Genomic DNA, 24,580 nt, shown 5'->3' with positions numbered 1-24,580 from the left:
CGGTAGACATAGAGGCCTATGAGAGTGCTGATCGTCGAGGACGAACCTCGGCTGAGTTCGACCCTGGCCATCGGTCTGCGGGCCGAGGGGTTCGTCGTCGTCGAAGCCGCCAATGGTGTGGACGGTCTGTGGCAGGCCACCGAGAACGATTTCGACGTCGTCGTGCTCGACATCATGCTGCCCGGTCTCAACGGTTACGAGGTCCTGCGGCGGATGCGCGCGAAATCGGTGTGGACCCCGGTGCTGATGCTCACCGCCAAAGACGGTGAGTACGACCAGACCGATGCCTTCGACCTGGGTGCCGACGACTATCTGACCAAACCGTTCTCGTTCATCGTGCTCGTCGCCCGGTTGAAGGCCCTCGTCCGGCGCGCGGCGCCGCACCAGCCACCTGTGCTCACCGCGGGGACGCTCTCGGTCGACCCGGGACGTCGTACGGTGCAACGAGGCGACAAGGCACTCTCGCTCACGCCGCGCGAGTTCGGCCTGCTGGAGTACCTGATGCGCAACAAGAACGTTGCGGTCACCAAGGCCGATATCCTGCACAACGTCTGGGACGCGCACTACGACGGACCGGACAATGTCGTCGAGGTGTACATCGGTTACGTCAGACGAAAAATCGATATCCCGTTCGGTACCAGCACCATCGAGACCATTCGCGGTGTCGGCTACCGGTTGACCGCCGAGGACAACTGAACCACTGCGCGGGTACCGCCGCCGGGACGGTCCTCGATACTCACCCGGCCGCGGTGCGCGGCGACGATCTCCGAGACGATGGCCAGCCCGAGACCGGTACCACCGGCATCGCGTGAGCGGCCCTCGTCCAGCCGCACGAAACGATCGAACACCCGTTCCCGATCCGACAACGGGATCCCCGGCCCGTCGTCGCCGATACTGAGCACCGCGGTGTCACCGGTGGTGCGCAGGTCGACCTCGATCGACGAGACCGCGTGACGCGCGGCATTGTCGAGAAGGTTGCGCAGGACCCTGGCCAGCGCGGCCGGATCGCCGCTGACCCGCACGGGTTCGATGGCGACCCGCACCGCGATACCCGCTCCCGCGTCCGTCGGTCCGCCGATCTCCCGACGCATTCGCCGCACCGCCTCGGCCGCCAGGTCATCGAGGTCGACATCATCGCGACGCAGATTCCAGCCGCGCTCATCGGCGCGAGCCAACAGCAGCAGGTCGTCGATCAGCGAGCGCATACGTTGCGCCTCCGGCATCAGGGTGTGCTCGGCGAGCTCGGTGTTGAGCAGTTCCGGATGTGCCTGGGCTACTTCGAGGGCCGAGATGATGGTGGCCAGCGGGCTGCGCAACTCGTGGGACGCGTCGCCGACGAAGCGCTGCTGGGCGGCGTGGCCCGCCTCCACCCGGGCGAGCATCTCGTTCATCGTCACCGCGAGCGCCGCGATCTCGTCACGGCCCTCGGGCACCGGCACCCGACCGGTGAGATCGGATGTGGTGATCTCGGCAACCCTGGACCGGATATCGTCCACCGATCGCATCGAGCGGCGCACCAGCAGATACGTTGCCGCAGCCGAGACTCCGATCACCACGGGCGCCGCCACGGCGAGCGCACCGACCACGGTGGCGACGGTGGAGATGACCACACGGCTGCCCTCACCGACCACCACGGTGTACCGATCCCCATCGGGCCCGGCGACCGACTGGGCACTGAACCGGATCTGACCGACGGCCGAATCCTGTTCCGGCATACCGATCAACGGGCCGGCACCGATCTGGTCGATGGGGATCAACGGGGTATCCGGGGCACCGGGCGAGCGCCGCACGACATTGGCCCGACCGTCGATCACCTGGACCGACAGGATCCTGGTGTCGGTCGACAACAGCTCGGCTTCCAGCGCGGCCGGACCACCGGTGGCGACCGCGGCGGCCACCCTCGCCACGCGCGCCGCCGCGGCATTGTCGACCCCGGCGAGCATCGATTGGTAGAGAACCCAGGACACCACGACAGCGGTGACCGCCAGCGCCCCGAGCACCACGCTCGCCGCGACGAAGGCCGACCGAGCCGAAATACCCCATTCGCCTGGCCGGGTCAGCACGGGTCGCATGCGTCCACTGTGCCAAACAACCGGCCGTCGATACCGCACAATATGGCGGTGTCCGAGTTCAGCCCACGAACAAGCGACGAGCTGGTGCACGAATGGTTCCTGCACCGGGGCTTACCGCTGGTGCTCACCCGCCGGGTGCGGTCGCGAGCACTGATCGAACGCTCCGCCCCGATGATCAGCTCGGTGGGGGCGTTGACTGCAGTGACCATGTTGCTCGCCGAGATCACCGGAGCGGACCCGAACTACGGGTATGCGCTGCGGCTGAGCATCATCGCCGTCGTTCTGCTGGCCGCGCCCTTCGCGCTGTACCTGCTGCACCGTCGCGATACCGCGCTCGGCGAGATGGTGCGCCGGTCGGGCGCGTGGCTGGTGATGGCGATCTTCGTCATCGTCATGCCTGTGACGGTCAACGGCGCCACCGCAGCGGCGGCCGCCGAAGTGCCGCTGTTCCTGTTGATCTCCCTCATCGCGATCTGGCTGACCTACCTCGGGTTCGGGTCGATCGCCTCATGGGCATTTCGCTTCGCCTGGGTCCAGCTCGGTGCGCTCGGCAACCTGATGAGCCGTGCGCTGCCGCTGCTGATGCTCACCGTGGTGGTCTACTTCACCGGCGAGCTGTGGCAGCTGGCGGCCCGCATGACGCGGCAACGGCTCTGGGAGACAATCGGTTTCCTGGCCCTGATCGCGCTGCTGTTCATGGTCACGACGATCCGCGACGAGGTGAAGGCATTGCGCGAGGATCGGGCCGGGCAGACCGATCCGGCCAGCCTGCTCGCCGGGACCCCGTTGGCACCGCCGACCGGCCACCAACCCACCCGCACACCACTGTCGCGCGCGGAACAGGTCAACGTGGTGGCCGTCATGGTGGTGTCGCAGGCGATTCAGGTGGTGCTGTTCACCGCGGGCCTGTTCGCCTTCTTCCTTGCGTTGGGCATCATCGCGGTCCCCTATGAGGTGACGGTGCTGTGGGCAAGCGAGCAGACGTGCGCTGTCGGTGAACCACCCTGCGCGGGAACATGGTTCGGAATTCATATTCCGGTTCCGCAGACGGTGGTGCACACCTCGCTGTTCGTCGCGGTGCTCTCCGGCCTGTACTTCACGGTGAGCACGAGTGTCGATCCGCTGTACCGCGAGCGCTTCTTCGATCCACTGGTGGCCGACGTTGCCGTCAGCCTCGCCGGCCGTGATGCTTACCTGCACATGGAGTCTGCCAGCTGAGTCTCGGAGTTTGCACTGCAGACTGCCAGACTCGGACATAGAATCCCTACGCTGCGCATCACCGGCGACCGTCCTGTGAGTGTCGATCACTGCGCAACACGGGATGAAGGGGAAATCATCATGGCAAAATTCGTGCTGCCCGCCGTCGCTGGTTTGTTCGCGGCCGGGCTCGCCTTCGCTGCGCCGGCCTATGCCGATGAGGCAAGCTATTTCACGGCCCTGACCGACTACGGATACGGGGACACCTCGCAGGATGTCGCCCTGGATCTCGGGTATTCGGTGTGTAAGGACCTGGCCAACGGGGTGCCCATGCAGGTCACCCTCGATGCGATCTACGAGAACACCAACGAGAACGTCAATCACGAAGACGCCAACTTCATCTACAAGACCGCCATCGTCCACCTCTGCTGATCGTCGGCGACCGCGCGCCGATGCCGGCGGGTAGCGGCGCGCAGGCGCCCGGCTTGGTCTCCACTGCGCGGCCCCATTGGGTGCCCGCGAGAACCATTGCTGCGCCGAGCAATCCGATCATTGTCAGCGACTCCCCGGCGAGGCCGACGGCGATGAGGACGGCCCACACGGGTTCCGTGCCGAGCATCAGGGCCACCCGCGCGGGCGTGCTCCGGCGTACCGCCCAGACCTGCAGTCCGAACGCGAACACCGTGCAGGCGATGGCGAGATACCCGGTCAGCGCCCACTGGCGCAGCGACATGTCCAGCACCGCGTCGGACTGACCGAGCATTGCGGCCGGTACCGCTGTCAGCACCGATACGGTGCACAGCTGGACCAGGGTCACCGCCGCCGGATCGACGATGCCCGGACGTCGCGCCATGACGGTGATGTGGAGTGCGCGCACCACGGCGGCCAGCGCGATCAATGCGTCGCCGGCACCGGGTGGTGCGAATCCGCCGGACTGGGTGAGCAGCACACACCCGAGCACCACCATCGCCGCGGGCACGTAGAACAGCGCTGGGGTTCCGCCGCGCGCCAGCAACGGGGTGATCACCACGGTGAGCGCCATGATGAGTCCGGCGTTCGACGCCGACGTGCGCGTCACACCGTAGGTCTCGGTGATGCAGATGACGGCAAGGATCACCCCGAACAGCGAGCCCGAGACCAGTTCGGCGCGCGTGATGCGCCGCAGCCGCCGGGCCATCAGCACGGCCAGCAACACCGCGGCCAGGGTGAAGCGCACCGCCAGGAAACCGAAAACCCCGGTGGGAACGGCCGATTCCTTGATGGCCAGGTAACTCGACCCCCAAACGGCCGCCACGGCCAGCAGTGCGAGATCGACGCGAAATCGGGTCATGGGGACAGCGTGGCTGCTCGATGAGTGTGCAGTCCAGCTACTTATTCTTATCGCAAGAAGTAGAGTTACTTCATGGATGTGCATCGGCTACGGATGCTGCGCGAACTCGCCGACCACGGCACGGTCGCTGCGGTCGCCGAGGTGCTGTCGATGACGCCGTCCGCGGTCTCCCAGCAGTTGAAGACGTTGCAGCGCGAAGCCGGGGTCACGCTGCTGGAGCCGGCCGGCCGCCGGGTCCGACTCACCGATGCCGGCCGGGTGCTCGTCGGTCACGCCGACCAGGTGCTGGCAGCGCTGGAGCGAGCGCAGGCTGATCTGGACAGCTACCGCAGCACACCCCGCGGGCAGGTGAGGGTCTCGTTCTTCCCATCCGGTGCGGCGATGTTGTTGGCACCGTTGATCGGCGACGCCCGCGCGCAAGGTGTCGAGGTACTGGGACGCGATATCGACCTTCCGGCGGCCGATGCCCCACAACAACTCGCGGATTTCGACATCGTGGTCGTGCACCGGGACGACCGCGATACGAGTTCGTGGGGACCGAGGTTCAGCTCGACGGTGCTTCTGCGCGAACCACTCGATGTGTTGCTGTGGCCGACCCATCCGCTGGCAACGCGGCCCCGTGTCGAGCTCTCCGAACTCGCAGGTCAGGACTGGGTCGGCGTGGCGGGCGGCCTGATGGTCGACGATGCATTCAAGTCCATGGCCATCATGACCGGATCCGCCCCACGAATCATCCAGCGGGTGAACGACTTTCGTGTCGCCGAAGAACTCGTCGCCGCACGGATCGGCATCGCCCTGCTGCCCCGCTATGTGATGCTGGCCCGCGATCTGGTCCGCGTGCCGATCGGCGACGTGCGACTGGCCAGGCGGATCGAGGCCGTCACCCGCGCGGGCGCCGAGTCGCGCCCGGCGATCGCGCTGGTGCTGGCTCAGCTCAGTGCGATCGCGCGGGGATCGCTGCTTCGACGAGTGAGTAGGTGTTGGCCAGATCATCCTGGGTGACGATGGCCTCCGCGCCGGTGGTGTCGACAACGACCGGTGCAGCGGGGACATACGAGTGGAAACCCCAGCCCGCGGGGAGCGACAGCCGCGTCGCCAGACCTGCCAGATCAGCCATCTCCAGGTCCCTGTCGACCGTCTGGCTGTAGGTCTGCATGATCCATCGGCGACCGTCGGGATCGCGCAGTTCGTACACGCGGCGGCCCGCGTCGAAAACGAACACCGCGCGCCGATCCACCCGATTCTCACCGTAGGGCGCGGGATTCATCGCCGACAGTCTGACCGTCGCCTGGCACAGCATGTCCAGGCCGCCGAACGTGGCCCGCGGCATGGCCGCACCGGGCGCCTTCTCGATACGGCTCATCAGCCAGTACCTCGGACCGTTCAGATGCGCGGCGAGCACACCATGCTCGGCCGCGATCGCCGTGGCGTCCAGGGCATCCCACAACCGCGCTGGACAGTCGTTGAGCCCGAAGGTGTTGTAGACCGTCGCCTGCAGCCCACCCTCTGCCGCCTCCACCAACAAGACCTCGCCGTAGCGCTTGCCGAAAACGTCGCCACCGGATGACTGCACCGCAGGATCCCAAGCCGCGATCTACAGGTACTGACCCAGATTCGACTCGGTATCGATGGCGCGACTTGCCGACGAACTCTTGCCGGTGACGAGCGTGCGGATGTAGACGATGCGCTCGCCCTTCTTCCCCGAGATCCTGGCCCAGTCGTCCGGATTCGTGGTGTTGGGCAGATCCTCGTTCTCGGCGAACTCGTCGACGATCGAGTCGAGCAGGTGCTGGATTCGCAGACCCTTCGACCCCGTCTCCAGCACCGACTTGATCGCGTACTTCTTGGCGCGATCCACGACGTTCTGGATCATGGCGCCGGAGTTGAAGTCCTTGAAGTACATGACTTCTTTGTCACCGTTGGCGTAGGTGACCTCCAGGAATCGGTTGTCGTCGATCTCGGCGTACATCCGGTCGACGACCTTCTCGATCATCGACTTGATGGTCAGCGCGCGGTCGCCGCCGAACTCGTCGAGGTCATCGGAGTTGACCGGCAGATCCTCGGTGAGGTACTTGCTGAAGATGTCCTGCGCCGCTTCGGCATCGGGCCGTTCGATCTTGATCTTCACGTCGAGACGGCCGGGCCGCAGGATGGCCGGGTCGATCATGTCCTCACGGTTGGACGCGCCGATGACGATGACGTTCTCCAGGCCCTCGACCCCGTCGATCTCCGAGAGCAGCTGAGGAACGACCGTGGTCTCCACGTCCGAACTCACACCGGTGCCACGGGTCCGGAAGATCGAGTCCATCTCGTCGAAGAACACGATCACCGGGGTGCCCTCGGAGGCCTTCTCGCGGGCCCGCTGGAAGATCAACCGGATATGCCGCTCGGTCTCACCGACGAACTTGTTGAGCAGCTCCGGCCCTTTGATGTTGAGGAAGTAACTCTTGGCCTCGCGGGACTCCTCGCCACGCAGTTCGGCCATCTTCTTGGCCAACGAATTGGCGACGGCCTTGGCGATCAGCGTCTTGCCGCACCCTGGCGGGCCGTAGAGCAACACACCCTTGGGCGGCCGCAGCGCGTACTCGCGGTAGAGATCCTTGTGCAGGAAGGGCAGCTCGACGGCATCGCGGATCTGCTCGATCTGGCGGGTGAGGCCACCGATATCGCCGTAGCTGACATCGGGCACCTCCTCCAGGACCAGATCCTCCACCTCGGCCTTGGGGATGCGCTCGAAGGCGTAGCCGGCCTTCGTGTCGACCAGCAGCGAGTCCCCCGGGCGCAGCTTGCGCGTCTGCTCTCCGTCGAGGTCCGCACTCTCGTCCACCTGGACGCCCTCGGGCAGGAACTCGGCGGCGATCAGCGGCTCGGCCAGCCACACGATCCGCTCCTCGTCGGCATGGCCGACGACGAGGGCGCGGTGACCGTCGTCCAGGATCTCGCGCAGGGTGCTGATCTCGCCGACCGCCTCGAAGGTGCCGGCCTCCACCACCGTCAACGCCTCGTTCAACCGAACGGTCTGGCCCTGTTTCAGGCCGGCGACCTCGATATTGGGCGACAGCGTCAGCCGCATCTTGCGACCGGAGGTGAACACATCGACGGTCTCGTCGTCATGTGTGGCCAACAACACCCCGTACCCGCTGGGCGGCTGACCTAGGCGATCGACCTCCTCGCGCAGCGCGAGCAGCTGCTGACGCGCCTCCTTGAGGGTGTCCATCAGCTTCGCGTTGCGCGCAGCCAACGAATCGATGCGCGCCTCGAGCTGCTGGATGTCACGGGCGCTGCGCAAGCCGCTACCCGCTCCCACCGTCTGCTCGAGTTGTTCACGAAGTGCCGCAGCTTCGCGGCGCAACCTCTCCAGTTCGGCGGCATCCTCGGCGGACAAGCCCGAACGCTCGGAATCAGTCATGTTGCGCTCCCTCCCGCACCGAATGTTGGCGCAGTAACAACTTCAACGCTACCGGCGATTCAGCCTTTGTGTGCGGTCTAGGAATTCGACACACCAGCAACGCTGTTAACCTCACTGAATACTTGGCCCGTTGGAAAGGACCACTGTGCTCATCAAAACCCTAGTGACCGGCGTAGTAACTAGTGCCGCAGCTGCCGGTCTGGTCACCGCTGCCGCTGCGGGCGTGTCGTCGGTGGCAGCGAGCAACGCACCGGCAATCGCGCCCGTGGTGTGGGATACCCCGCTGCCACAGGCGCCCGCACCCGATCTGGCCGCGCCGTTGACGCAAACGCTCACCGCGCTCGCCAGCCCCGGATCGTTCGCCGGAAAGGCGCCCTACATCCAGGGTGGCGTCGGACGTTTCGAGTCCATCGCGGCCGACCGTGCCTACAACAACGCCGCGCGTGAGGGCAAGTTCCCACTGACCTTCAATGTCGTCGATATCGACGTCAACGGTCCCGTCGCCACCGCCAACGTCACCGCGACCGCGGCCACCGGCGGCACCGCCACCCAGCCGGTGACGTTCATCGCAGGACCCAGCCCCACCGGCTGGCAGGTCACCAAGCAGTCCGCGCTGTCGCTGCTCTCGGCGGCCGGCTGACCGGACGGCAATGCGCCGCATCGGGGGCCTCCCCCTCATCACCACGCAGGCATTGGGCGCCGTCACCTCGGTGGCGGCGCTCTTGCTGTCCGGATGCGCCGCCGAGCCCAGCCCGGACGTACCCGCCACGGCGCCCGGCTCGGCCACGACATCCGCGGTGCCCTTGCCGCCGCCCGCCGCTGCGCTGCCGGCACCGGAAGCGCTCACCGAGGTACTGGGAAAGCTCGCCGATCCTTCTATTCCTGGCGCGCAGAAAGTGCCGCTGGTGCAATTCGCCACACCCGAAGACGCCGCGGCCCTCGATCGTTTCGCCAAGGCCACCGTCGATGCCGGTCTGGCTCCGCTGACCTTTCAGGCGGCCGATCTGATGTGGGCGGAGCGCACTGGCTCGGGTGCGGCGGATGCCGGTGATGTCGTGGCCACCGTGACGGTCGCGCCGGCCAATCCGATTCCCGGTGCCGCACCGTTCACCTTCCCGATGCAGTTCACGCTTAACGACGGTGCTTGGCAGTTGACCAGGGACACCGCCGATCAGCTGCTCGAGTTGCAGGCGCAGAACCCGCTTCCACCGGCCCCACCGACACCGCCGCGCTGATTCCGCGCGGAGGCGTCAGACCTGTTGCTTACGCCGCTTGAGCAGCGTCGGGGTGATGGTTCCCGGCGCGAGCTTGCGCGCGGAGATCAGGAAAGCGGTGTGCCCACGCATGTTGTGCTGGGGACGCACCGCGAGGCCGACGACGTTCCAACCCCGCTGCATGGTCTCCCATGACCGTGGCTCGGTCCAGCACTGCTGTTCGCGCAGCGCCTCCACCGTGCGGGACAGCTGCGTCACGGTGGCGACGTAGACGATCAGAACCCCGCCGGCCACCAGCGCGCCGGCCACCGTGTCGAGCACCTCCCAGGGTGCGAGCATGTCCAGCACCACCCGGTCGACCTCCCGCTCGAGCCCGGCTTGTCCGTCCGCACCCACCGGGTACTGGTTGAGGTCTGCGATGCGCAGATCCCAGTTGGCCGGCCGCTCGCCGAAGAACGTCTCGACATTCCGGATGGCGTGCACGGCGTGATCGTCGCGCACCTCGTAGGAGATGACCTGCCCGCTCGGACCGACGGCCCGCAGCAGCGAACACGTCAGCGCCCCCGAGCCGGCACCGGCCTCCAGCACCCGCGCCCCGGGGAAGATGTCGCCCTCGTGGACGATCTGGGCGGCGTCCTTGGGATAGATGACCTGCGCGCCGCGCGGCATGGACAGCACATAGTCGATCAACAGCGGGCGCAGCACGAGGAAGGGATCGCCGTTGGTGGACTTGACGACGCTCCCCTCCGGCAGGCCGATCACCCCGTCGTGCGGGATCGCGCCGCGGTGGGTGTGGAACTCCGCGCCAGGGGCGAGCACCATCGTGTAGTGCCGCCCCTTGGCGTCGGTGAGTTGCACGCGATCGCCGACGACGAACGGACCAGTGATTGCCACGGGGCCCTAGCCTGCCAGACGCGCGCAGGCCGACCACGCCGGGATTGCCGAGGAATTGTCGGGGCCCGGGCATAGGCTCGGGCCATGAGCGTCGCCACCACAACCGGACCGGTAACCGGTCGGCGCCCCGCCCTGTCCCCGTCCCGGGCCGGTGATTTCAAGCAGTGCCCATTGCTGTACCGCTTCCGGGCCATCGATCGGCTGCCCGAGCCGGTGTCCCCGGCGCAGCTGCGCGGGTCGGTGGTGCACGCCGCGCTGGAAGATCTCTATGCGTTGCCCGCCGCGCAACGCGGCCACGACACCGCGCTGACCCTCGTCGACACCGCGCTCGACCGCGTCGCCGCCGAGAACGAGCAACTCGGCCGCGCCCTCGACGCGGACCTACGGGCAGAGTTGGTGCGCGACGCCCGCAAGTTGCTGTCCGGGTACTACCGGCTGGAGGACCCCACCCGGTTCGATCCGCACAGTTGCGAGCAACGGGTCGAGGTCGAGCTTGAGGACGGCACCCTGCTGCGCGGCTTCGTCGACCGCATCGACATCGCGGCCACCGGCGAGATGCGCGTGGTCGATTACAAGACCGGGAGGGCTCCGTCGGAGCTGTGGGCGCTGGCCGAGGCCAAGGCGCTGTTCCAGATGAAGTTCTACGCGGTGGCGCTGTGGCGGTCCCGCGGCGTGCTGCCTGCCCGGTTGCGGCTGATCTACCTCGCCGACGGTCAGCTGCTGGACTACTCCCCCGATCCCGATGAGTTGGTGCGGTTCGAGCGAACCCTGACCGCGATCTGGCGTGCCATCCAATCCGCCGGTAGCACAGGCGATTTCCGGGCCAAGCGGTCCAAGCTGTGCGACTGGTGCGCACACCGGGCGCTGTGCCCCGAGTTCGGCGGCACGCCGCCGCCCTACCCGGGCTGGCCGGAGGCGCCGGCCGAATGACCGCGTCGCACAGCGTCGGACCGCGCACCCCGCACTATCGGCGGCTCGGATCCGACGGCGCGATCCAGCTGTTCGAATCGACGATCGGTACGGCGAGCAACTGGGATGCCGCCATCCAGCACGGCTCACCGCCGCTGGCACTGCTGACCAAAGCCATCGAGGAGCTGTACCTCGACCGGCCGCAGCTGCGGGTGGGGCGTCTGCTGCTCGATATCCTCGGCGCCGTCCCGGTGGCCCCCGTGCAGGTGCGGGCCTGGGTGCAGCGGCCGGGCGCGCGCATCACCCTGGCCGTGGCGGAGATGAGCACCACCGATGCGCCGGAGCGCCCGGTGGCCCGCGTCAGTGCGTGGCTGCTGGCCACCAGTGACACCGCCGACGTCCGCACCGACCGGTACCCGCCGCTGACCGAGGGTGCGGCAGTGGACAATCCGCACGGCTGGATGGGCGCCCCGGGATATCTGGAGACGGTCAGTTGGCGCAGCCAGGCCACCACACCGGGCGCGGCCGCGGAGGCCTGGATGAGTCCGTTGGTCCCGCTGGTCGACGATGAGCCGACGACCCCGCTGCAGCGGCTGGCCCAGGTGGTCGATTCGGCCAACGGCATCGGCGCCGCATTGGACCCGACCCGCTTCGTCTTCATGAATACCGACACCGCCGTGCATTTGCACCGGGTCCCGCGCGGAACGGATTTCGGTCTGCGCGCCCGAGGTTCCATCGGCCCGGACGGTATCGGGGTGACGACGGCCGAGATCTACGACCGGGACGGCTTCATCGGTACCTCGGCGCAAACCCTGCTGGTCCAGCGAACCCGCTGAGCCGTTATAAATATTGTATTGCATCTATATAGATGAGATGCAATACTCGCTGGCGTGGATGTCTTCGAGGCGGTCGCCGAGCCCAGCCGGCGCGTATTGCTGGATGTTCTGCGCGACGGTGAGCGCTCGGCGGGCGAGCTGGTCGCCAGCCTGCCCGAACTGACCCAGCCGACGGTGTCGCGCCATCTGCGGGTGCTGCGCGAGGTCGGCCTCGTCGAGGTGCGCTCGGACGCGCAGCGCCGGATCTACGCCCTGCGCGCCGACGGCCTGGTGGCGATGGACGAGTGGCTGAACCGATACCGGCACTTCTGGACCGCCCACCTCGACGCCCTCGAGCGCCACCTCGACGACCCGGAGCGGATATGAGCGAGACCGCCGGCGAACTGATCATCGACGGAGAACGTGCCACACTGCGTTTCGATCGCTGGCTGGCGCATCCGCCGGCCACGGTGTGGGCGGCGCTCACCGAACCGGCGCAGCGCGCCCGGTGGATGGGACCCACCGTCATCGAACCGCGCGTCGGCGGACAGATCGACATGGTTCCGACCGATCCCCCGAACCCCGAAGCCGCGAAGCGGATGACCGGACGGATCACCGTCTGGGACCCACCGCACGTGCTCGAGCACGAATGGAACCAGCGGATCGCCGAGCCGGGATATGTGCGCTACGAACTGCACCCCGAGAACGCCGGCACCCGTTTGGTTCTCACCCACCGCGGCCTCGGCGTGCGCAACGCAGGCGGCTTCCGGCCGGGCACTCATGCGTTCCTGGACCGACTCACCGCACTACTGGACGGAACACCGCTTCCGCCCTGGCGGCACCGCTATCGCCAACTGGCACAAACGATCTACCACGGAGGAGATACCCATGATGTCTGATAGCACCCCCACCGTGGCGGTGGCCTGTCACTCCGGCTTCGGCCACACCGCGACCTTGGCCGGCGCCGTCGCCGACGGCGTCCGCGCGGCGGGCGCACACGTCGGCATGGTCGACCTCGGTGAGCTGACCGACAGCGCATGGGCCACCCTCGATACCGCAGACGCCATCATCTTCGGCGCACCCACCTACATGGGCAACATCTCGGCCGGCTTCCAGGCATTCGCCGAGCAGACCGGACGGCGCTGCGTGACCGGGGCCTGGCGGGACAAGGTCGCCGCCGGGTTCACCAACTCCGGCGCCAAGAGCGGTGACAAACTGACCGCGTTGATCTCGCTGTCCGTCTTCGCCGCCCAGCACCACATGCATTGGGTCAACCTCGGTTTGGGTCCGGGGTGGAACAGTTCGGCGGGCAGCGAACACGACCTCAACCGGCTGGGCTTCTGGTTGGGCGCCGGCGCACAGACCGATGTCGACGCCGGTCGCCACGAGGTGCATCCCGCCGATCTGGCCACTTTCACCCACCTCGGCACACGCGTCGCGCAGGTGACCGCGCAACTCACCGCGGGCCGCGCCGCTACGTCAGCGGCCTGAGATCCTGCAACAGCGTCGGAATCAGCTCGCTGACCGTGGGATGGATGTGCATGGTCCGCGATATCGCGGTGTAGGGCAGTTTCGCGGTCATGACATCCAAGATCGCGTGCACCACCTCGTCACCACCGACGCCGAGGATCGAGGCACCGAGGATCTGGTGGGTCTCGGCGTCCACCACCACCTTCATGAAGCCCTGCGTCTCACCCTTCTCCACCGCCCGGCCGACCCGTGTCATCGGACGCGTACCCACCAGCGCCTTTCGGCCCGAGCGCAGCACCTCGTCGGCGGTCATCCCGGCCCGGCCCAGCGGCGGGTCGATGTAGAGCGCGTAGGTCGGTACCCGGTCACTGACCCGGCGGGGATCATCGTCGAGCAGATTGGCCGCGACGATCTCGAAATCGTTGTACGAGGTGTGGGTGAACGCGCCCTTGCCGTTGCAATCCCCCATTGCCCAGATGTGTTCGACGGACGTGCGCAGCTGGTCGTCGACCTCGATGTAGCCCCGGTGGTCGGTGCGCACCCCGGCCTTGTCCAGCCCCAGGTCGTCGGTATTGGGTGTCCGCCCCACCGCAATCAAGGCGTGGCTACCTACGATCGGATCGGCGCCCGCCCGCGGGGTCACCTCGAAGCCGTTGACGCACTTGGCGAACCGAATGTCATCGGCGCCGGTGTGCACCACGATCCCCTCGGCCTCCAGGATGCCGCGGATGGCCGCGGATACATCCTCGTCCTCGCGAGAGGTCAGTCGCGGTCCGCGTTCGACGACGGTGACCGCCGCACCGAACCGGCGGTACATCTGCGCGAACTCCAGCGCGATATAGCTGCCACCGATGACCACCAGATGTTCGGGGACGATATCGAGTTCCAGAATCGAGACATTCGTCAGATAGTCGATAGCGGACAGGCCGGGCAGGTCGGGCACCACGGCCCGCCCGCCCACATTGAGGAAGATCCGCTCCGCGCTGATGAGCGTGCCGTCGACGTCCATGGTGTGCGGATCGACGAAACGGGCGTGTCCGCGTAGCAATGTCGCGCCGTGCATCCCCTCGATCCAGGATTCCACCCCGCGGCGGTCGGACTCGACGATGCCGTCCTTGCGCGCCTTCACCTTGGCCATATCGACGGTGACGGAGCCGGTGTCGATGCCGAAATCCGCTGCGCGACGGGCCGTATGAGCAGCGTGGGCACTGGCTACCAGGGTCTTGGTGGGGATACAACCAGAATTGACGCAGGTGCCGCCGACCAGCTTGCGCTCGATCACCGCGACGCGTTGGCCGGCGTCGGTGAGCCGCCCGGCCAGCGGCGGACCGGCTTGCCCCGCACCGACGATGATGGCGTCGAATTCCGTTGTCTTCGACATCAGATCATCGACGCGAAGTAGACCACCGCGAATCCGCCCACCACGGCGATCACGTCTTCGACCAGGGCCACGGGAAGGTCTCTGCCGCCGCTGCGCTCGACCAGTGCCTTACGGGCCTGGTAACCGCCCATGGTGCCCAGCACCGCGCCGATGATTCCTGCGCCGATACCGGAGACGACGTTGCCCGCGGAGGCATCACCGATGACGCCGCTGACCAGCACCGCGCCGGCGAACGCACCGGTGAACAGGCGCGCGGCGAACTGCATGGCGACCGTGCGCGGCGGTGTGGCGGGCAGCTGATCGGTGACCAGTTCGACCACAAGCAGGATGGTCAGCACCGTGACGGTGATGGGATGAGTCAGCCACTGCGCCCAAGTGCCGTCGAGCGCGATCCAGCCGAGCATGCCACCCCAGGCGACGACAGCGGGCGGCGTGAGTGCGCGCAGACCGGCCACCACGCCGATCAACAACGCGAGCAGCAGAACCAGGACCACCGTCATGAGCACCTCCGCGCCGGACCAGCTGATCTCCGGACGCTAACACGCATGACGCTGGTGAGCCGGATGATCCGGCAGCCGATCAGAACCGGCAGAAGCGGATATCGGAGGCCAGGATCGCCTTGGCGCCGATCGCGGCGAGCTCGTCCATGATGGTGTTGACCGTCCGACGCGGCACCAGCGCCCGCACCGCCACCCAGTCGGGGTCGGCCAACGGGGCGATGGTGGGCGATTCCAGGCCTGGGGTGACCGCAGTCGCCCGGTCCAGAACCGCACGCGGGCAGTCATAGTCGAGCATCAGGTATTGCTGGCCGAAGACCACACCCTGCACCCGGGCCGCCAACTGGTCGCGCGCGGGGTCGGGATCGGAGTCCGACCGTTCGATCAGGATGGCCTCCGAATCGCACAGCGACTCACCGAAGGCGACCAGATTGTGCAACCGCAGCGTGCGCCCGGAGCCGACGATATCGGCGATCACATCGGCCACCCCGAGCTGGATGGAGATCTCGACCGCACCGTCGAGCCGGATCACCGTCGCTTCGATTCCCTTGGCGGCCAGATCGCGACGGACCAGATTCGGATATGCGGTGGCGATCCGCTTGCCCGCCAGATCGCCCACCTGCCAGTCCTGACCCTTCGGGGCCGCATAGCGGAATGTCGACGAGCCGAAGCCCAATGCGAGCCGTTCCTTGACCGGCGCATCGGCATCGGCGGCCAGATCCCGGCCGGTGATGCCGAGATCGAGCTCCCCCGAACCCACGTAGATCGCGATGTCCTTGGGCCGCAGGAAGAAGAACTCGACGTTGTTCGCCGGATCAACGACAGTCAGGTCCTTGGGATCGGTCCGGCGGCGGTAACCGGCCTCCGAGAGGATCTCCGACGCAGATTCGCTGAGTGCGCCCTTGTTGGGCACCGCGACACGCAACATGGTCACAGGTTCCGGTAGACGTCGTCGAGCTTCAGACCGCGCGCCAGCATCAGCACCTGGGTCCAGTACAGCAGCTGGCTGATCTCCTCGGCCAGCGCCGCGTCGCTCTCGTGCTCGGCCGCCAGCCACACTTCGCCGGCTTCTTCGAGGATCTTCTTGCCAAGGCCGTGGACGCCGGAATCCAGTGCCGCGACCGTCCCGCTCCCGGCGGGCCGGGTCTGGGCTTTCTCACTGAGCTCGGCGAACAGGGCATCGAAGGTCTTCACGGACAGCGATTGTTTCATGCGCCTGGGACAAGACCCAATGGGATTGCAGTGTGGGGGGCGGCCACGGCCGCCGAGTCAGCGGCGAGTGGTCACTTCCCCACCGCGTCGTCGGCACTCAACAGCTCGGCATGCATGTCCTCCAGGGAGACCCCCTTGGTCTCACGCACCCACTTGGACACGAACACGAAGGAAAGCACCGCGCACAGCGCGTAGAAGCCATAAGCCAGGCCCAGGTGGTTGCGCAGCTCCGGGAATGTCACGGTGATCGCCCAGTTGGCGGCCCATTGACCGGCGGCGGCAAGCCCGAGAGCGGCGGCCCGGATGCGGTTGGGGAACATCTCGCCGAGCAGCACCCAGACCACCGGTCCCCACGACATGCCGAACGCGACCACGAAGAGGTTGGCCGCCACGAGCGCGATCACGCCGGAGGCGCCGGGCAGGCTCGGGGTGCCGTCGGGGTTGACCGTCGCGTTGGCGAAGATGACCGCCATGGTCGCCAGCGTGACCGCCATCCCGGCCGACCCGATGAGCAGCAGCGGTTTGCGGCCGATCTTGTCGATCAGGGCAATCGCGATCAGGGTCGTCAGCACGTTGATCACCGAGGTGATCACGGTGTAGACCGCCGACTCGTCGGCGCTGAATCCGACTGCCTGCCACAGCACATTGGAGTAGTAGAAGATGACGTTGATGCCGACGAACTGCTGGAAGATCGACAGGCCCAGGCCCACCCAGACGATGCCGTAGATCCCACCGGCGGGTTTGCGCAGATCTCGCCACGACGGTTTGTCCTCCCGCTCCAGGGTGTCCTGGATGCGGGTGATGGTGATCTCCAGGTTCTTCTGGCCGAGCAACATGCTCAAGACCCGGCGCGCTTCCGGAATCTTGTGGCTGGCAACGAGATAGCGCGGCGATTCCGGGATGGTGAAGGCCAGCGCACCGTAGAGCACGGCAGGCACGGCCATCGCCAGGAACATCCAGCGCCACGCGTCCAGGCCCAGCCACAGCACCTCATTGGGTCCGCCCGCGGCCCACTGCAGCAGCCAGTTGACGGCGAAAGAGGCGAAGATGCCCAACACGATGGCCAGTTGCTGCAGCGAACCCAACCGGCCCCGGATCTGCGGCGGTGACGTCTCGGCGATATACGCCGGTGCGATCACCGAGGCCACACCCACTCCGATGCCACCGACGATGCGGAACAGCACCACCGTCCACACGTCGTGAGCCAGACCGGTACCGAACGCGCTGATCAGGAAGAGCACGGCGGCGATCTTCATGACCGCGATGCGGCCGATCCGGTCGGCGATGCGGCCGGCCGTCATCGCGCCCACCGCGGCACCGAGTAGCGCAGAGGCAACCGCGAATCCCAGTTCGGCGTTTCCGATCCCGAAATCTTCCTGGATCGAGCTCACCGCGCCGTTGATCACCGCGCTGTCGTAGCCGAACAACAGACCGCCGAGGGCGGCCACCGTAGCGATCCGCACCGCCGTGCGGCCGGAATTGAAACTCGCGTCGTCGTCGAACAACGAGGCTTCGTCGCCCCCGACCGGACCGTGCGTCATCGAATCGTCCTTCCGCGGCCACCGTGATACGTGTCGCTTCACGATGGCACAGACGTGGCCGCGCCGGGCCGTTAATCCGCGCTGTTTCGCCGCGCTGCGGTAAACGGCCGGACCTCGCTCAGGGTGATCTCGGACGAGATCCGATTAGTGTCGGCACATCGGGGGTACAGCGGGCGGAACTCAGCTCGATCCGGATCCGCTCGCAGGGAGACCCATGTTTGGCAAACTGACGCTCATCGCGCTCGCCGCACTGGTGTGTGTCCCGCTCAGCACGGCCAGGGCCGAGCCCGATGATATCGACGCGCGGGTACGGCTGGCCACCACCGAAGCCGCCTCCTCAGGTGCCGATCTGGAGCTTGCCGTGCTCGACAGGGGCACCGGCCGACTCGTCAGCAATGGCAATACCGCCTTTCCCATTGCATCGGTGGTGAAGCTTTTCATCGCCGATGATGCGCTGTTCGGTGAGGCAACAGGTTCGTCGACGTTGTCCGAGTCCGACCACGCCGCGCTGGATGCCATGTTGCGGTCGTCCGAAGATGGTGCGGCCCAGATGTTCTGGGATCGCGGTGGTCGTAACGCCGTGATTGCCCGTGTCACACAGCGATACGGGCTGGCGGCGACCACCGCCCCCGCCAACGGGCGCTGGGATGTCACCCAGAGCACGGCCGCCGATCTGGTGCGGTACTACGACATGCTGCTCGACGGTTCCGGTGGGCTCCCGCCCGAACAGACCGAGATCATCGTCGGCAACCTGGCCGGTTTCACCCCATCGGGTGCCGACGGCTACCCACAGCGGTTCGGGCTGCCCGACGGGTTGGCGGGCACACCACTGGCGGTCAAACAGGGGTGGTTCTGCTGCTGGAACGGGGGCAACCAGCTCCACGTCTCCACCGGTATCGTCGGCGCCGACCGCCGCTACGTGATGGCGATCAGCTCGCTGGATCCCAACGGAGCCGCGAGCGCCAGGGACACCATGACGCGCGCCGTGCGCACGGTGTTCCCGTCGGGAACGCCGTGATCAGGCGCTGCGCTGGTCGCTGACCTCGTCCAGTTCGGTGTGGATCGCGCGCAGTGCCTCCACGTCGAGATCCGAGAGCGAATCGGCCTGCCGCCGCCGCGGCCCACCGGGCACGCTGATCTCGTTCGGTACGACCAACACCGCGCAGCCGGCTGCCTCCGCGGCGGCCGCCCCGGTGACGGAATCCTCGACGGCCAGGCATGCGGCCGGATCGAGGCCCAGCAGCGTGGCGGCGCGCAGATAGGGATCCGGCGCGGGTTTGCCGCTGGGCACCTCGTCGCCGCACACGGTCACCGCGAAATAACCCCGTCCGATGCTGTCGAGAGCCTTCTCGGTGAGCACGCGACGGGTGTTGGTCACCAATGCCATCGTGACGTCGGCGGCCGCGAGCTCGTCGAGCATCTCCCGGGCCCCGGCGCACCACGGCAGACCCTCTGCGAAGAGTTCGCCGACGTAATCGTGCATCCAGTCCGCGGTGCGCGCCATGTCCTCGGGATCGAGTGGCAAACCCAGGTCGGCGTAGACGATCGCCATGACGTTCTCGCTGGACCCGCCGATCGTGCTGGTGCGCACCTCGGCGGACAGTTCACGACCGTGCTTGCGGTACAGGTCCTGAATCGCGATGTCCCAGAGCTTTTCGGAGTCGACGAGCGTTCCGTCCATATCCCACAACACCGCACGCATGAACCCAGTGTCTCATCAACGCCGACGCCGCCCGAATTGTCGAATCCCGTGGCTACGGTGTCGTTATGACGATTCTCGTGACGGGCGCAACGGGCAATATCGGCAGGCAGGTGGTCGATGAGTTGATCGCGCTGGGGGCCAACGATATCCGTGCGTTGACGGTGAACCCGACGAAGGCCGCCCTGCCCGATTCGGTGACCGCGGTCACCGGGTACCTGGGAAAGCCTGATTCGTTACGCGCCGCCTTGGACGGTGTCGAGCGGGTCTACCTTGCACCGCATCCCCCGACACTGGCGGCCACCCTGGAGCACCTCACGAATGCCGGTGTGCGCTACGTGGTGGCGCTCACCGGCGGCGCGCACTGGCAGCAGCATGCCGATGCCGTCACCGCCTCCGGGCTCGGCCAGACCCAACTCGGTCCCGGCGAGTTCAGCGACAACTTCACCATGTGGGCGCCCCAGATCAGGACCGGGGTGGTGCACGACATCGCGCCCGACGCCGTGCAATCGCCGGTGTCCATGCGCGATATCGCCCGGGTGGCCGCTCACCTGCTCGCCGATCCCCAGGACACCCACCTCGGCAAGATGTACGAACTGACCGGACCGCGTGCGCTCAGCCGTGCCGAGATCGCCCGTGAGATCGGCACCGGGGTCGGCATCGACGTCGAGATGCGGCGTTGCAGCCGTGCCGAGGCCGACGCGTTGCTGCGCCCGCTCATGGGCGATGGCGTGGACTGGTATCTCGACCTCTTCGACCGTGCCGCCAACCCGCAGGGAGCCGAGGAGCAATTCGCTCGCGACCAGATCGTCACCGGCCAGCGGGCCAACGACCATGTCGAGCGGCTCACCGGCACGCCCGCGGAGTCGATGGCCGAGTGGGCCGCCCGCAACCGCGAGGTGTTCCTCTGATCGCTGCCGACGGCCGATCGGTACAGACCTGCGCGCTCAGTCCTCCGGGTTGTAGCCCAGGTTGGGCGCCAACCAGCGCTCCGCCTCGGCCAGCGTCCAGCCCTTTCGCTTGGCGTAGTCGGCCACCTGGTCCTGGGCCAGCCGACCGACCACGAAGTACTGCGACTGCGGGTGCGAGAAGTACCACCCGCTGACCGCCGCACCCGGCCACATCGCCATCGACTCGGTCAGCTCGATACCGGTCCGCTTCGTCACGTCCAGCAGCTCGAACAGGGTCGTCTTCTCGGTGTGCTCGGGGCACGCCGGGTAGCCGGGGGCCGGGCGGATGCCGACATACTTCTCGCCGATCAGCTCTTGGTTGTCGAGCTGCTCGTCGGGCTGATAACCCCAGAATTCCTGGCGCACCCGCTGGTGCATGCGTTCGGCGAACGCCTCGGCCAGCCGGTCGGCCAGCGACTCCAGCAGGATCGCGCTGTAGTCGTCATGATCGGCCTTGAATTCGGTGATCTTGTCCGCGCTGCCCAGGCCCGCCGTCACGGCGAAGGCGCCGACGTGGTCGGCCAGGCCGGTCTGCTTGGGCGCGATGAAATCGCCGAGGGACCGGTTGGGGATGCCGTCGCGGTGCTCGCCCTGCTGGCGCAGGTTGTGCAGCGTGGTGAGGACCTCGCGGCGGGTCTCATCGGTGTAGACCTCGACGTCATCGCCGACGGCGTTGGCGGGAAAGAACCCGATGACACCGTTGGCGGTCAGCCACTTCTCCTTGATCAACGTGTCGAGCATCTGCTGCGCATCGTCGTAGAGCTTTCGGGCGGCCTCACCCGATGCCGGGTTGTTCAGGATGTCCGGGAATCGGCCCTTCATCTCCCAAGCATTGAAGAACGGCTGCCAGTCGATGTACTCCCGCAGCTCGGCCAGGTCGTAGTCGAGAAATTCCCGCACCCCGAGGCCCTGGGCAGGCACCGGCGGCGTGTAGCCCTCCCACTCGATCGGAGTGCGGTTGGCCCGGGCCTTCTCCAGGGTCAAGGTCGGCCGTTCGTTCTTCTGGGCGTGCCGCTCGCGCAGCGAGGCGTAGTCGGCCGCGGTGGCCTCGAGCAGTGCGGGACGCTGCTTGTCGTCGAGCAGCGCGGCGGCCACCGGCACCGAGCGGGAGGCGTCCTTGACCCACACCACCGGCCCCTTGCGGCGCGGCGCCACCTTGACCGCGGTGTGGGCGCGCGAGGTCGTCGCACCACCGATCAGCAGCGGGATCTCCAGGCCTTCGCGCTCCATCTCGACCGCGAAGTTCACCATCTCGTCCAACGACGGGGTGATCAGACCGGAGAGTCCGATGATATCGGCATCGTGTTCCTTGGCCGCGTCCAGGATCTTCTGGGCGGGCACCATCACGCCGAGGTCGATGACCTCGAAGTTGTTGCACTGCAACACAACTCCGACGATGTTCTTGCCGATATCGTGCACATCGCCCTTGACGGTCGCCATGATGATGGTGCCGTTGGTGTCCTTGCTCGAGGAGGTTCCGTTGGCCTCCTTCTCGGCCTCGATGAACGGCAGCAGGTACGCCACGGCCTTCTTCATGACGCGGGCGGACTTCACCACCTGAGGCAGGAACATCTTGCCCGACCCGAACAGGTCGCCCACGACGTTCATGCCGTCCATCAGCGGTCCCTCGATCACCTCGATCGGCCGCCCGCCGGCGGTCTCGATCTCGGCGCGCAGCTCCTCGGTGTCGGCGTCGACGTGCGCGTCGATACCCTTCACCAGCGCATGCGTGATGCGCTCGCGGACCGGCAGCGACCGCCACTCGGCCGCGGCGGGATCCTCGGATTTCTCGGTCTTGTTGAACCGTTCCGCGATCTCGAGCAGTCGTTCGGCGGCATCCTCGCGCCGGTTGAGGACCACGTCTTCGATCCGGTCCCGCAGCTCGGGATCGATCGAGTCGTAGGGCACCAGCGCGCCGGCGTTGACGATGCCCATGTCCAGGCCGGCCTTGATGGCGTGGAACAGGAACACCGCGTGGATGGCCTCGCGCACGGGGTTGTTGCCGCGGAACGAGAAGGACACGTTGGAGATGCCCCCGGAGATGTGCACACCGGGCAGGTTCTCCTTGATCCAGGCGCAGGCCTCGATGAAGTCGATCCCGTAGGTGGCGTGCTCCTCGATGCCGGTGGCCAGCGCAAAGCAGTTCGGGTCGAAGATGATGTCCTCGGCGGGGAAGCCGACCTCCTCGGTGAGCACCCGGTAGGCGCGTCCGCAGATCTCCTTGCGGCGCTCGAGGTTGTCGGCCTGGCCCTGCTCGTCGAAGGCCATCACGACCACGGCGGCGCCGTATTTGCGGCACAGCCGCGCCTCCCTGATGAACTTCTCCTCGCCCTCCTTCAGCGAGATCGAGTTCACGATCGGCTTGCCCTGCACGTTCTTCAGGCCCGCCTCGATGACCTCCCACTTGGAGGAGTCGATCATCACCGGGACCTTGCTGATATCGGGTTCGGCCGCGATGAGCTTGGTGAACCGGTCCATCGCGGCGACGCCGTCGATCATGCCTTCGTCCATGTTGATGTCGATGACCTGGGCACCGACCTCGACCTGTTGCAGGGCCACCGAGAGCGCGGTGTCGTAGTCCTCGGCCTTGATCAGGTTGCGGAATCGCGCCGACCCGGTGATGTTGGTGCGCTCGCCGATGTTGACGAACAGCGAATCGTCGGTGATGTTCAGCGGCTCCAAACCCGACAGTCGGGTGGCGACCTCGATCTTCGGCAGTTCACGCGGCGGCTTCCCGTCGACGATCTTGGCGATCTCGGCGATGTGCGGCGGCGCGGTACCGCAGCAGCCACCGACCAGATTCACCAGTCCGGCGTCGGCGAATTCGGCGATATAGCCGGCCTGGCGCTCCGGGGACTCGTCGTACTCACCGAAGGCGTTGGGCAGGCCGGCGTTGGGATAGCAGGACACGTAGGTGTCTGCGATACGCGCCATCTCCGCGATATAGGGCCGCATCTCGGGAGCGCCCAGCGCGCAGTTCAGACCGATCGCGAGCGGTTTGGCGTGCCGGATCGCGTTCCAGAACGCCTCGGTGACCTGCCCGGAGAGGGTGCGTCCGGAGGCGTCGGTGATGGTGCCGGAGATGATCACCGGCCAGCGGCGGCCGCGCTGCTCGAACAGTGTCTCGATGGCGAACACCGCGGCCTTGGCGTTCAGGGAGTCGAAGATGGTCTCGACGATGAGCAGGTCGGATCCACCGTCGACCAGGCCGTTGACGGCTTCGAGATAGGCGGCGACCAACTGGTCGTAGGAGACATTGCGGGCACCCGGATCGTTGACGTCCGGTGAGATGGACGCGGTCCGTGTCGTCGGCCCGACGGCGCCGGCAACATAGCGTGGTTTCTCGGGCGTGCTGAACTCGTCGGCGGCCGCCCGCGCCAGGGCGGCACCGGCGTAGTTGAGCTCGTAGGCCAGATCGGCCATGTCGTAGTCGGCCAGCGAGACCGCGTTCGCGTTGAAGGTGTTGGTCTCGAGGATGTCCGCGCCCGCCTCCAGGTACTCGCGGTGGATTCCCTCGATGATCTGCGGCTGGGTCAGGTTGAGCAGATCGTTGTTGCCCTGCAGCGCCGTCGGCCATTCGGTGAACCGGTCGCCGCGGTATCCGGCCTCGTCGGGGCGGTCGCGCTGGATCGCCGTGCCCATCGCGCCGTCGATGACCAGGATCCGCGCATCGAGTGCAGCCGTCAGTTCGGCGGTGCAGTCGGGCCGGATGTTCGGGGTGAACTCGGTCGCTCCGGTGCTGGTCGCCGTTGCTGAGGTGGCAGATGTCGCAGCGGTCACATGCACTCCTTCCATGACGGAAGGCGTCCTTGACTCTGCCGAGCGTGGCGGATACCGGGGCTGCTGGTCCCCTGGTAGCCGTTGCAACGCCTCTCGACGGAGAAAAGTCTACGTCGTCCCCCAAACGACGTCTGGACGCCCATGATGTCGCCGGCACCGACCCTGACCAGGGCCTTGTCGGCGACCACGCGGCAATCATGATCAACGCGA

General features: G+C 66.9%; 25 protein-coding genes. 13 read left to right on the top strand and 12 right to left on the bottom strand.

Annotation, left to right across the window (positions count from 1 at the left end; translation table 11 throughout):
- Window positions 1-18: 18 nt before the first annotated feature.
- A complete protein-coding gene (locus tag PGN27_RS01240; protein WP_335324448.1) occupies window positions 19-696 on the top strand; it encodes a response regulator transcription factor in 678 nt (225 codons plus the stop codon).
- Here the strand turns inward: PGN27_RS01240 and PGN27_RS01235 are convergent.
- The gene (locus PGN27_RS01235) at window positions 669-2,072 is read right to left on the bottom strand and encodes a sensor histidine kinase (protein ID WP_335324447.1); all 1,404 of its coding nucleotides are present in this window, start codon (window positions 2,070-2,072) and stop codon (window positions 669-671) included. The genes PGN27_RS01240 and PGN27_RS01235 overlap by 28 nt on opposite strands.
- A 42-nt stretch (window positions 2,073-2,114) precedes the next feature.
- On the opposite strand from PGN27_RS01235, the gene PGN27_RS01230 reads away from it, so the two are divergent.
- A complete protein-coding gene (locus tag PGN27_RS01230; protein WP_335324446.1) occupies window positions 2,115-3,290 on the top strand; it encodes a hypothetical protein in 1,176 nt (391 codons plus the stop codon).
- Window positions 3,291-3,410: 120 nt separating this feature from the next.
- A complete protein-coding gene (locus PGN27_RS01225) occupies window positions 3,411-3,701 on the top strand; it encodes a DUF732 domain-containing protein (RefSeq protein ID WP_335324445.1) in 291 nt (96 codons plus the stop codon).
- Here the strand turns inward: PGN27_RS01225 and PGN27_RS01220 are convergent.
- On the bottom strand, window positions 3,667-4,599 hold the full coding sequence (locus tag PGN27_RS01220) for a DMT family transporter (protein ID WP_335324444.1): 933 nt from the start codon (window positions 4,597-4,599) through the stop codon (window positions 3,667-3,669). The two genes, PGN27_RS01225 and PGN27_RS01220, sit on opposite strands and share 35 nt — an antisense overlap.
- Window positions 4,600-4,671: 72 nt before the next feature.
- Here PGN27_RS01220 and PGN27_RS01215 point away from each other — a divergent pair, with 72 nt between their 5' ends.
- A complete protein-coding gene (locus PGN27_RS01215) occupies window positions 4,672-5,601 on the top strand; it encodes a LysR family transcriptional regulator (protein ID WP_335324443.1) in 930 nt (309 codons plus the stop codon).
- Here PGN27_RS01215 and PGN27_RS01210 read toward each other — a convergent pair.
- Window positions 5,534-6,172, bottom strand: coding sequence for a hypothetical protein (locus PGN27_RS01210; protein ID WP_335324442.1), 639 nt, complete (start codon window positions 6,170-6,172; stop codon window positions 5,534-5,536). The two genes, PGN27_RS01215 and PGN27_RS01210, sit on opposite strands and share 68 nt — an antisense overlap.
- Before the next feature lie 21 nt (window positions 6,173-6,193).
- Window positions 6,194-8,008 (bottom strand): proteasome ATPase, encoded by a 1,815-nt coding sequence (gene arc, locus PGN27_RS01205; protein ID WP_335324441.1) that lies wholly within the window; start codon window positions 8,006-8,008, stop codon window positions 6,194-6,196.
- Window positions 8,009-8,153: 145 nt separating this feature from the next.
- Here arc and PGN27_RS01200 point away from each other — a divergent pair, with 145 nt between their 5' ends.
- Both PGN27_RS01200 and lppK read left to right on the top strand, forming a co-directional pair.
- Window positions 8,154-8,648, top strand: coding sequence for an MTB12 family secreted protein (locus PGN27_RS01200; RefSeq protein ID WP_335324440.1), 495 nt, complete (start codon window positions 8,154-8,156; stop codon window positions 8,646-8,648).
- Between the two features lie 10 nt (window positions 8,649-8,658).
- Window positions 8,659-9,243, top strand: a complete 585-nt coding sequence (lppK, locus tag PGN27_RS01195; protein ID WP_335324439.1) for a lipoprotein LppK — start codon at window positions 8,659-8,661, stop codon at window positions 9,241-9,243.
- Between the two features lie 15 nt (window positions 9,244-9,258).
- Here lppK and PGN27_RS01190 read toward each other — a convergent pair whose 3' ends face one another.
- The gene (locus PGN27_RS01190) at window positions 9,259-10,116 is read right to left on the bottom strand and encodes a tRNA (adenine-N1)-methyltransferase (RefSeq protein ID WP_335324438.1); all 858 of its coding nucleotides are present in this window, start codon (window positions 10,114-10,116) and stop codon (window positions 9,259-9,261) included.
- A gap of 84 nt (window positions 10,117-10,200) precedes the next feature.
- Here PGN27_RS01190 and PGN27_RS01185 point away from each other — a divergent pair, with 84 nt between their 5' ends.
- From PGN27_RS01185 to PGN27_RS01165, 5 genes are read left to right on the top strand one after another with little or no spacing between them, the layout of a single operon-like run.
- Window positions 10,201-11,046, top strand: coding sequence for a RecB family exonuclease (locus PGN27_RS01185; RefSeq protein ID WP_335324437.1), 846 nt, complete (start codon window positions 10,201-10,203; stop codon window positions 11,044-11,046).
- Complete coding sequence (locus PGN27_RS01180) at window positions 11,043-11,861, top strand: thioesterase family protein (RefSeq protein WP_335324436.1); 819 nt, start codon at window positions 11,043-11,045, stop codon at window positions 11,859-11,861. The genes PGN27_RS01185 and PGN27_RS01180 overlap by 4 nt, the downstream gene beginning before the upstream one ends.
- A 54-nt stretch (window positions 11,862-11,915) precedes the next feature.
- Window positions 11,916-12,227 carry an ArsR/SmtB family transcription factor gene (locus PGN27_RS01175; RefSeq protein WP_335324435.1) on the top strand — a complete coding sequence of 104 codons (312 nt, stop codon included), beginning with the start codon at window positions 11,916-11,918 and terminating at the stop codon, window positions 12,225-12,227.
- A complete protein-coding gene (locus PGN27_RS01170) occupies window positions 12,224-12,739 on the top strand; it encodes an SRPBCC family protein (protein WP_335324434.1) in 516 nt (171 codons plus the stop codon). The genes PGN27_RS01175 and PGN27_RS01170 overlap by 4 nt, the downstream gene beginning before the upstream one ends.
- Complete coding sequence (locus tag PGN27_RS01165) at window positions 12,732-13,331, top strand: flavodoxin family protein (RefSeq protein ID WP_335325187.1); 600 nt, start codon at window positions 12,732-12,734, stop codon at window positions 13,329-13,331. Before PGN27_RS01170 ends, PGN27_RS01165 begins: the two co-directional genes overlap by 8 nt.
- Here the strand turns inward: PGN27_RS01165 and PGN27_RS01160 are convergent.
- The 5 genes from PGN27_RS01160 to PGN27_RS01140 form a co-directional block, all read right to left on the bottom strand.
- Window positions 13,315-14,691, bottom strand: coding sequence for an FAD-containing oxidoreductase (locus PGN27_RS01160; protein ID WP_335324433.1), 1,377 nt, complete (start codon window positions 14,689-14,691; stop codon window positions 13,315-13,317). The genes PGN27_RS01165 and PGN27_RS01160 overlap by 17 nt on opposite strands.
- On the bottom strand, window positions 14,691-15,191 hold the full coding sequence (locus PGN27_RS01155; protein WP_335324432.1) for a DUF4126 family protein: 501 nt from the start codon (window positions 15,189-15,191) through the stop codon (window positions 14,691-14,693). Before PGN27_RS01155 ends, PGN27_RS01160 begins: the two co-directional genes overlap by 1 nt.
- Before the next feature lie 79 nt (window positions 15,192-15,270).
- Window positions 15,271-16,116, bottom strand: coding sequence for an ATP phosphoribosyltransferase (hisG, locus tag PGN27_RS01150; protein ID WP_335324431.1), 846 nt, complete (start codon window positions 16,114-16,116; stop codon window positions 15,271-15,273).
- 2 nt (window positions 16,117-16,118) lie between these two features.
- A complete protein-coding gene (locus PGN27_RS01145; RefSeq protein WP_030135522.1) occupies window positions 16,119-16,400 on the bottom strand; it encodes a phosphoribosyl-ATP diphosphatase in 282 nt (93 codons plus the stop codon).
- A 71-nt stretch (window positions 16,401-16,471) separates the two neighbouring features.
- Window positions 16,472-17,941 carry a sugar porter family MFS transporter gene (locus tag PGN27_RS01140; RefSeq protein WP_335324430.1) on the bottom strand — a complete coding sequence of 490 codons (1,470 nt, stop codon included), beginning with the start codon at window positions 17,939-17,941 and terminating at the stop codon, window positions 16,472-16,474.
- Window positions 17,942-18,155: 214 nt separating this feature from the next.
- Here PGN27_RS01140 and PGN27_RS01135 point away from each other — a divergent pair, with 214 nt between their 5' ends.
- The gene (locus PGN27_RS01135) at window positions 18,156-18,959 is read left to right on the top strand and encodes a serine hydrolase (protein WP_335324429.1); all 804 of its coding nucleotides are present in this window, start codon (window positions 18,156-18,158) and stop codon (window positions 18,957-18,959) included.
- Here PGN27_RS01135 and PGN27_RS01130 read toward each other — a convergent pair whose 3' ends face one another.
- On the bottom strand, window positions 18,960-19,643 hold the full coding sequence (locus PGN27_RS01130; protein ID WP_335324428.1) for an HAD family hydrolase: 684 nt from the start codon (window positions 19,641-19,643) through the stop codon (window positions 18,960-18,962).
- A 65-nt stretch (window positions 19,644-19,708) separates the two neighbouring features.
- Between PGN27_RS01130 and PGN27_RS01125 the strand changes: the two genes are divergently transcribed.
- Complete coding sequence (locus PGN27_RS01125) at window positions 19,709-20,551, top strand: SDR family oxidoreductase (RefSeq protein ID WP_335324427.1); 843 nt, start codon at window positions 19,709-19,711, stop codon at window positions 20,549-20,551.
- Between the two features lie 36 nt (window positions 20,552-20,587).
- Here PGN27_RS01125 and metH read toward each other — a convergent pair whose 3' ends face one another.
- The gene (metH, locus tag PGN27_RS01120) at window positions 20,588-24,385 is read right to left on the bottom strand and encodes a methionine synthase (RefSeq protein WP_335324426.1); all 3,798 of its coding nucleotides are present in this window, start codon (window positions 24,383-24,385) and stop codon (window positions 20,588-20,590) included.
- Window positions 24,386-24,580: the final 195 nt, after the last annotated feature.

The organism is Mycolicibacterium neoaurum, from assembly GCF_036946495.1.
Lineage (GTDB): Bacteria > Actinomycetota > Actinomycetes > Mycobacteriales > Mycobacteriaceae > Mycobacterium > Mycobacterium neoaurum_B.
This window is presented reverse-complemented; position numbering and strand designations above follow the sequence as displayed.

What these genes read in the sequence shown, in the direction of transcription:
- PGN27_RS01230 (WP_335324446.1), top strand. Translation starts at nt 2,115, where the DNA reads ATGGCGGTGTCCGAGTTCAGCCCACGAACAAGCGACGAGCTGGTGCAC.
- PGN27_RS01185 (WP_335324437.1), top strand. Translation starts at nt 10,201, where the DNA reads ATGAGCGTCGCCACCACAACCGGACCGGTAACCGGTCGGCGCCCCGCC.
- PGN27_RS01170 (WP_335324434.1), top strand. Translation starts at nt 12,224, where the DNA reads ATGAGCGAGACCGCCGGCGAACTGATCATCGACGGAGAACGTGCCACA.
- lppK (WP_335324439.1), top strand. Translation starts at nt 8,659, where the DNA reads ATGCGCCGCATCGGGGGCCTCCCCCTCATCACCACGCAGGCATTGGGC.
- PGN27_RS01220 (WP_335324444.1), bottom strand. Translation starts at nt 4,599, where the DNA reads ATGACCCGATTTCGCGTCGATCTCGCACTGCTGGCCGTGGCGGCCGTT.
- PGN27_RS01155 (WP_335324432.1), bottom strand. Translation starts at nt 15,191, where the DNA reads ATGACGGTGGTCCTGGTTCTGCTGCTCGCGTTGTTGATCGGCGTGGTG.
- PGN27_RS01240 (WP_335324448.1), top strand. Translation starts at nt 19, where the DNA reads ATGAGAGTGCTGATCGTCGAGGACGAACCTCGGCTGAGTTCGACCCTG.
- PGN27_RS01235 (WP_335324447.1), bottom strand. Translation starts at nt 2,072, where the DNA reads ATGCGACCCGTGCTGACCCGGCCAGGCGAATGGGGTATTTCGGCTCGG.
- PGN27_RS01130 (WP_335324428.1), bottom strand. Translation starts at nt 19,643, where the DNA reads ATGCGTGCGGTGTTGTGGGATATGGACGGAACGCTCGTCGACTCCGAA.
- PGN27_RS01145 (WP_030135522.1), bottom strand. Translation starts at nt 16,400, where the DNA reads ATGAAACAATCGCTGTCCGTGAAGACCTTCGATGCCCTGTTCGCCGAG.
- metH (WP_335324426.1), bottom strand. Translation starts at nt 24,385, where the DNA reads ATGGAAGGAGTGCATGTGACCGCTGCGACATCTGCCACCTCAGCAACG.
- PGN27_RS01140 (WP_335324430.1), bottom strand. Translation starts at nt 17,941, where the DNA reads ATGACGCACGGTCCGGTCGGGGGCGACGAAGCCTCGTTGTTCGACGAC.
- PGN27_RS01135 (WP_335324429.1), top strand. Translation starts at nt 18,156, where the DNA reads ATGTTTGGCAAACTGACGCTCATCGCGCTCGCCGCACTGGTGTGTGTC.
- PGN27_RS01160 (WP_335324433.1), bottom strand. Translation starts at nt 14,691, where the DNA reads ATGTCGAAGACAACGGAATTCGACGCCATCATCGTCGGTGCGGGGCAA.
- arc (WP_335324441.1), bottom strand. Translation starts at nt 8,008, where the DNA reads ATGACTGATTCCGAGCGTTCGGGCTTGTCCGCCGAGGATGCCGCCGAA.
- PGN27_RS01225 (WP_335324445.1), top strand. Translation starts at nt 3,411, where the DNA reads ATGGCAAAATTCGTGCTGCCCGCCGTCGCTGGTTTGTTCGCGGCCGGG.
- PGN27_RS01125 (WP_335324427.1), top strand. Translation starts at nt 19,709, where the DNA reads ATGACGATTCTCGTGACGGGCGCAACGGGCAATATCGGCAGGCAGGTG.
- PGN27_RS01180 (WP_335324436.1), top strand. Translation starts at nt 11,043, where the DNA reads ATGACCGCGTCGCACAGCGTCGGACCGCGCACCCCGCACTATCGGCGG.
- hisG (WP_335324431.1), bottom strand. Translation starts at nt 16,116, where the DNA reads ATGTTGCGTGTCGCGGTGCCCAACAAGGGCGCACTCAGCGAATCTGCG.
- PGN27_RS01165 (WP_335325187.1), top strand. Translation starts at nt 12,732, where the DNA reads ATGTCTGATAGCACCCCCACCGTGGCGGTGGCCTGTCACTCCGGCTTC.
- PGN27_RS01215 (WP_335324443.1), top strand. Translation starts at nt 4,672, where the DNA reads ATGGATGTGCATCGGCTACGGATGCTGCGCGAACTCGCCGACCACGGC.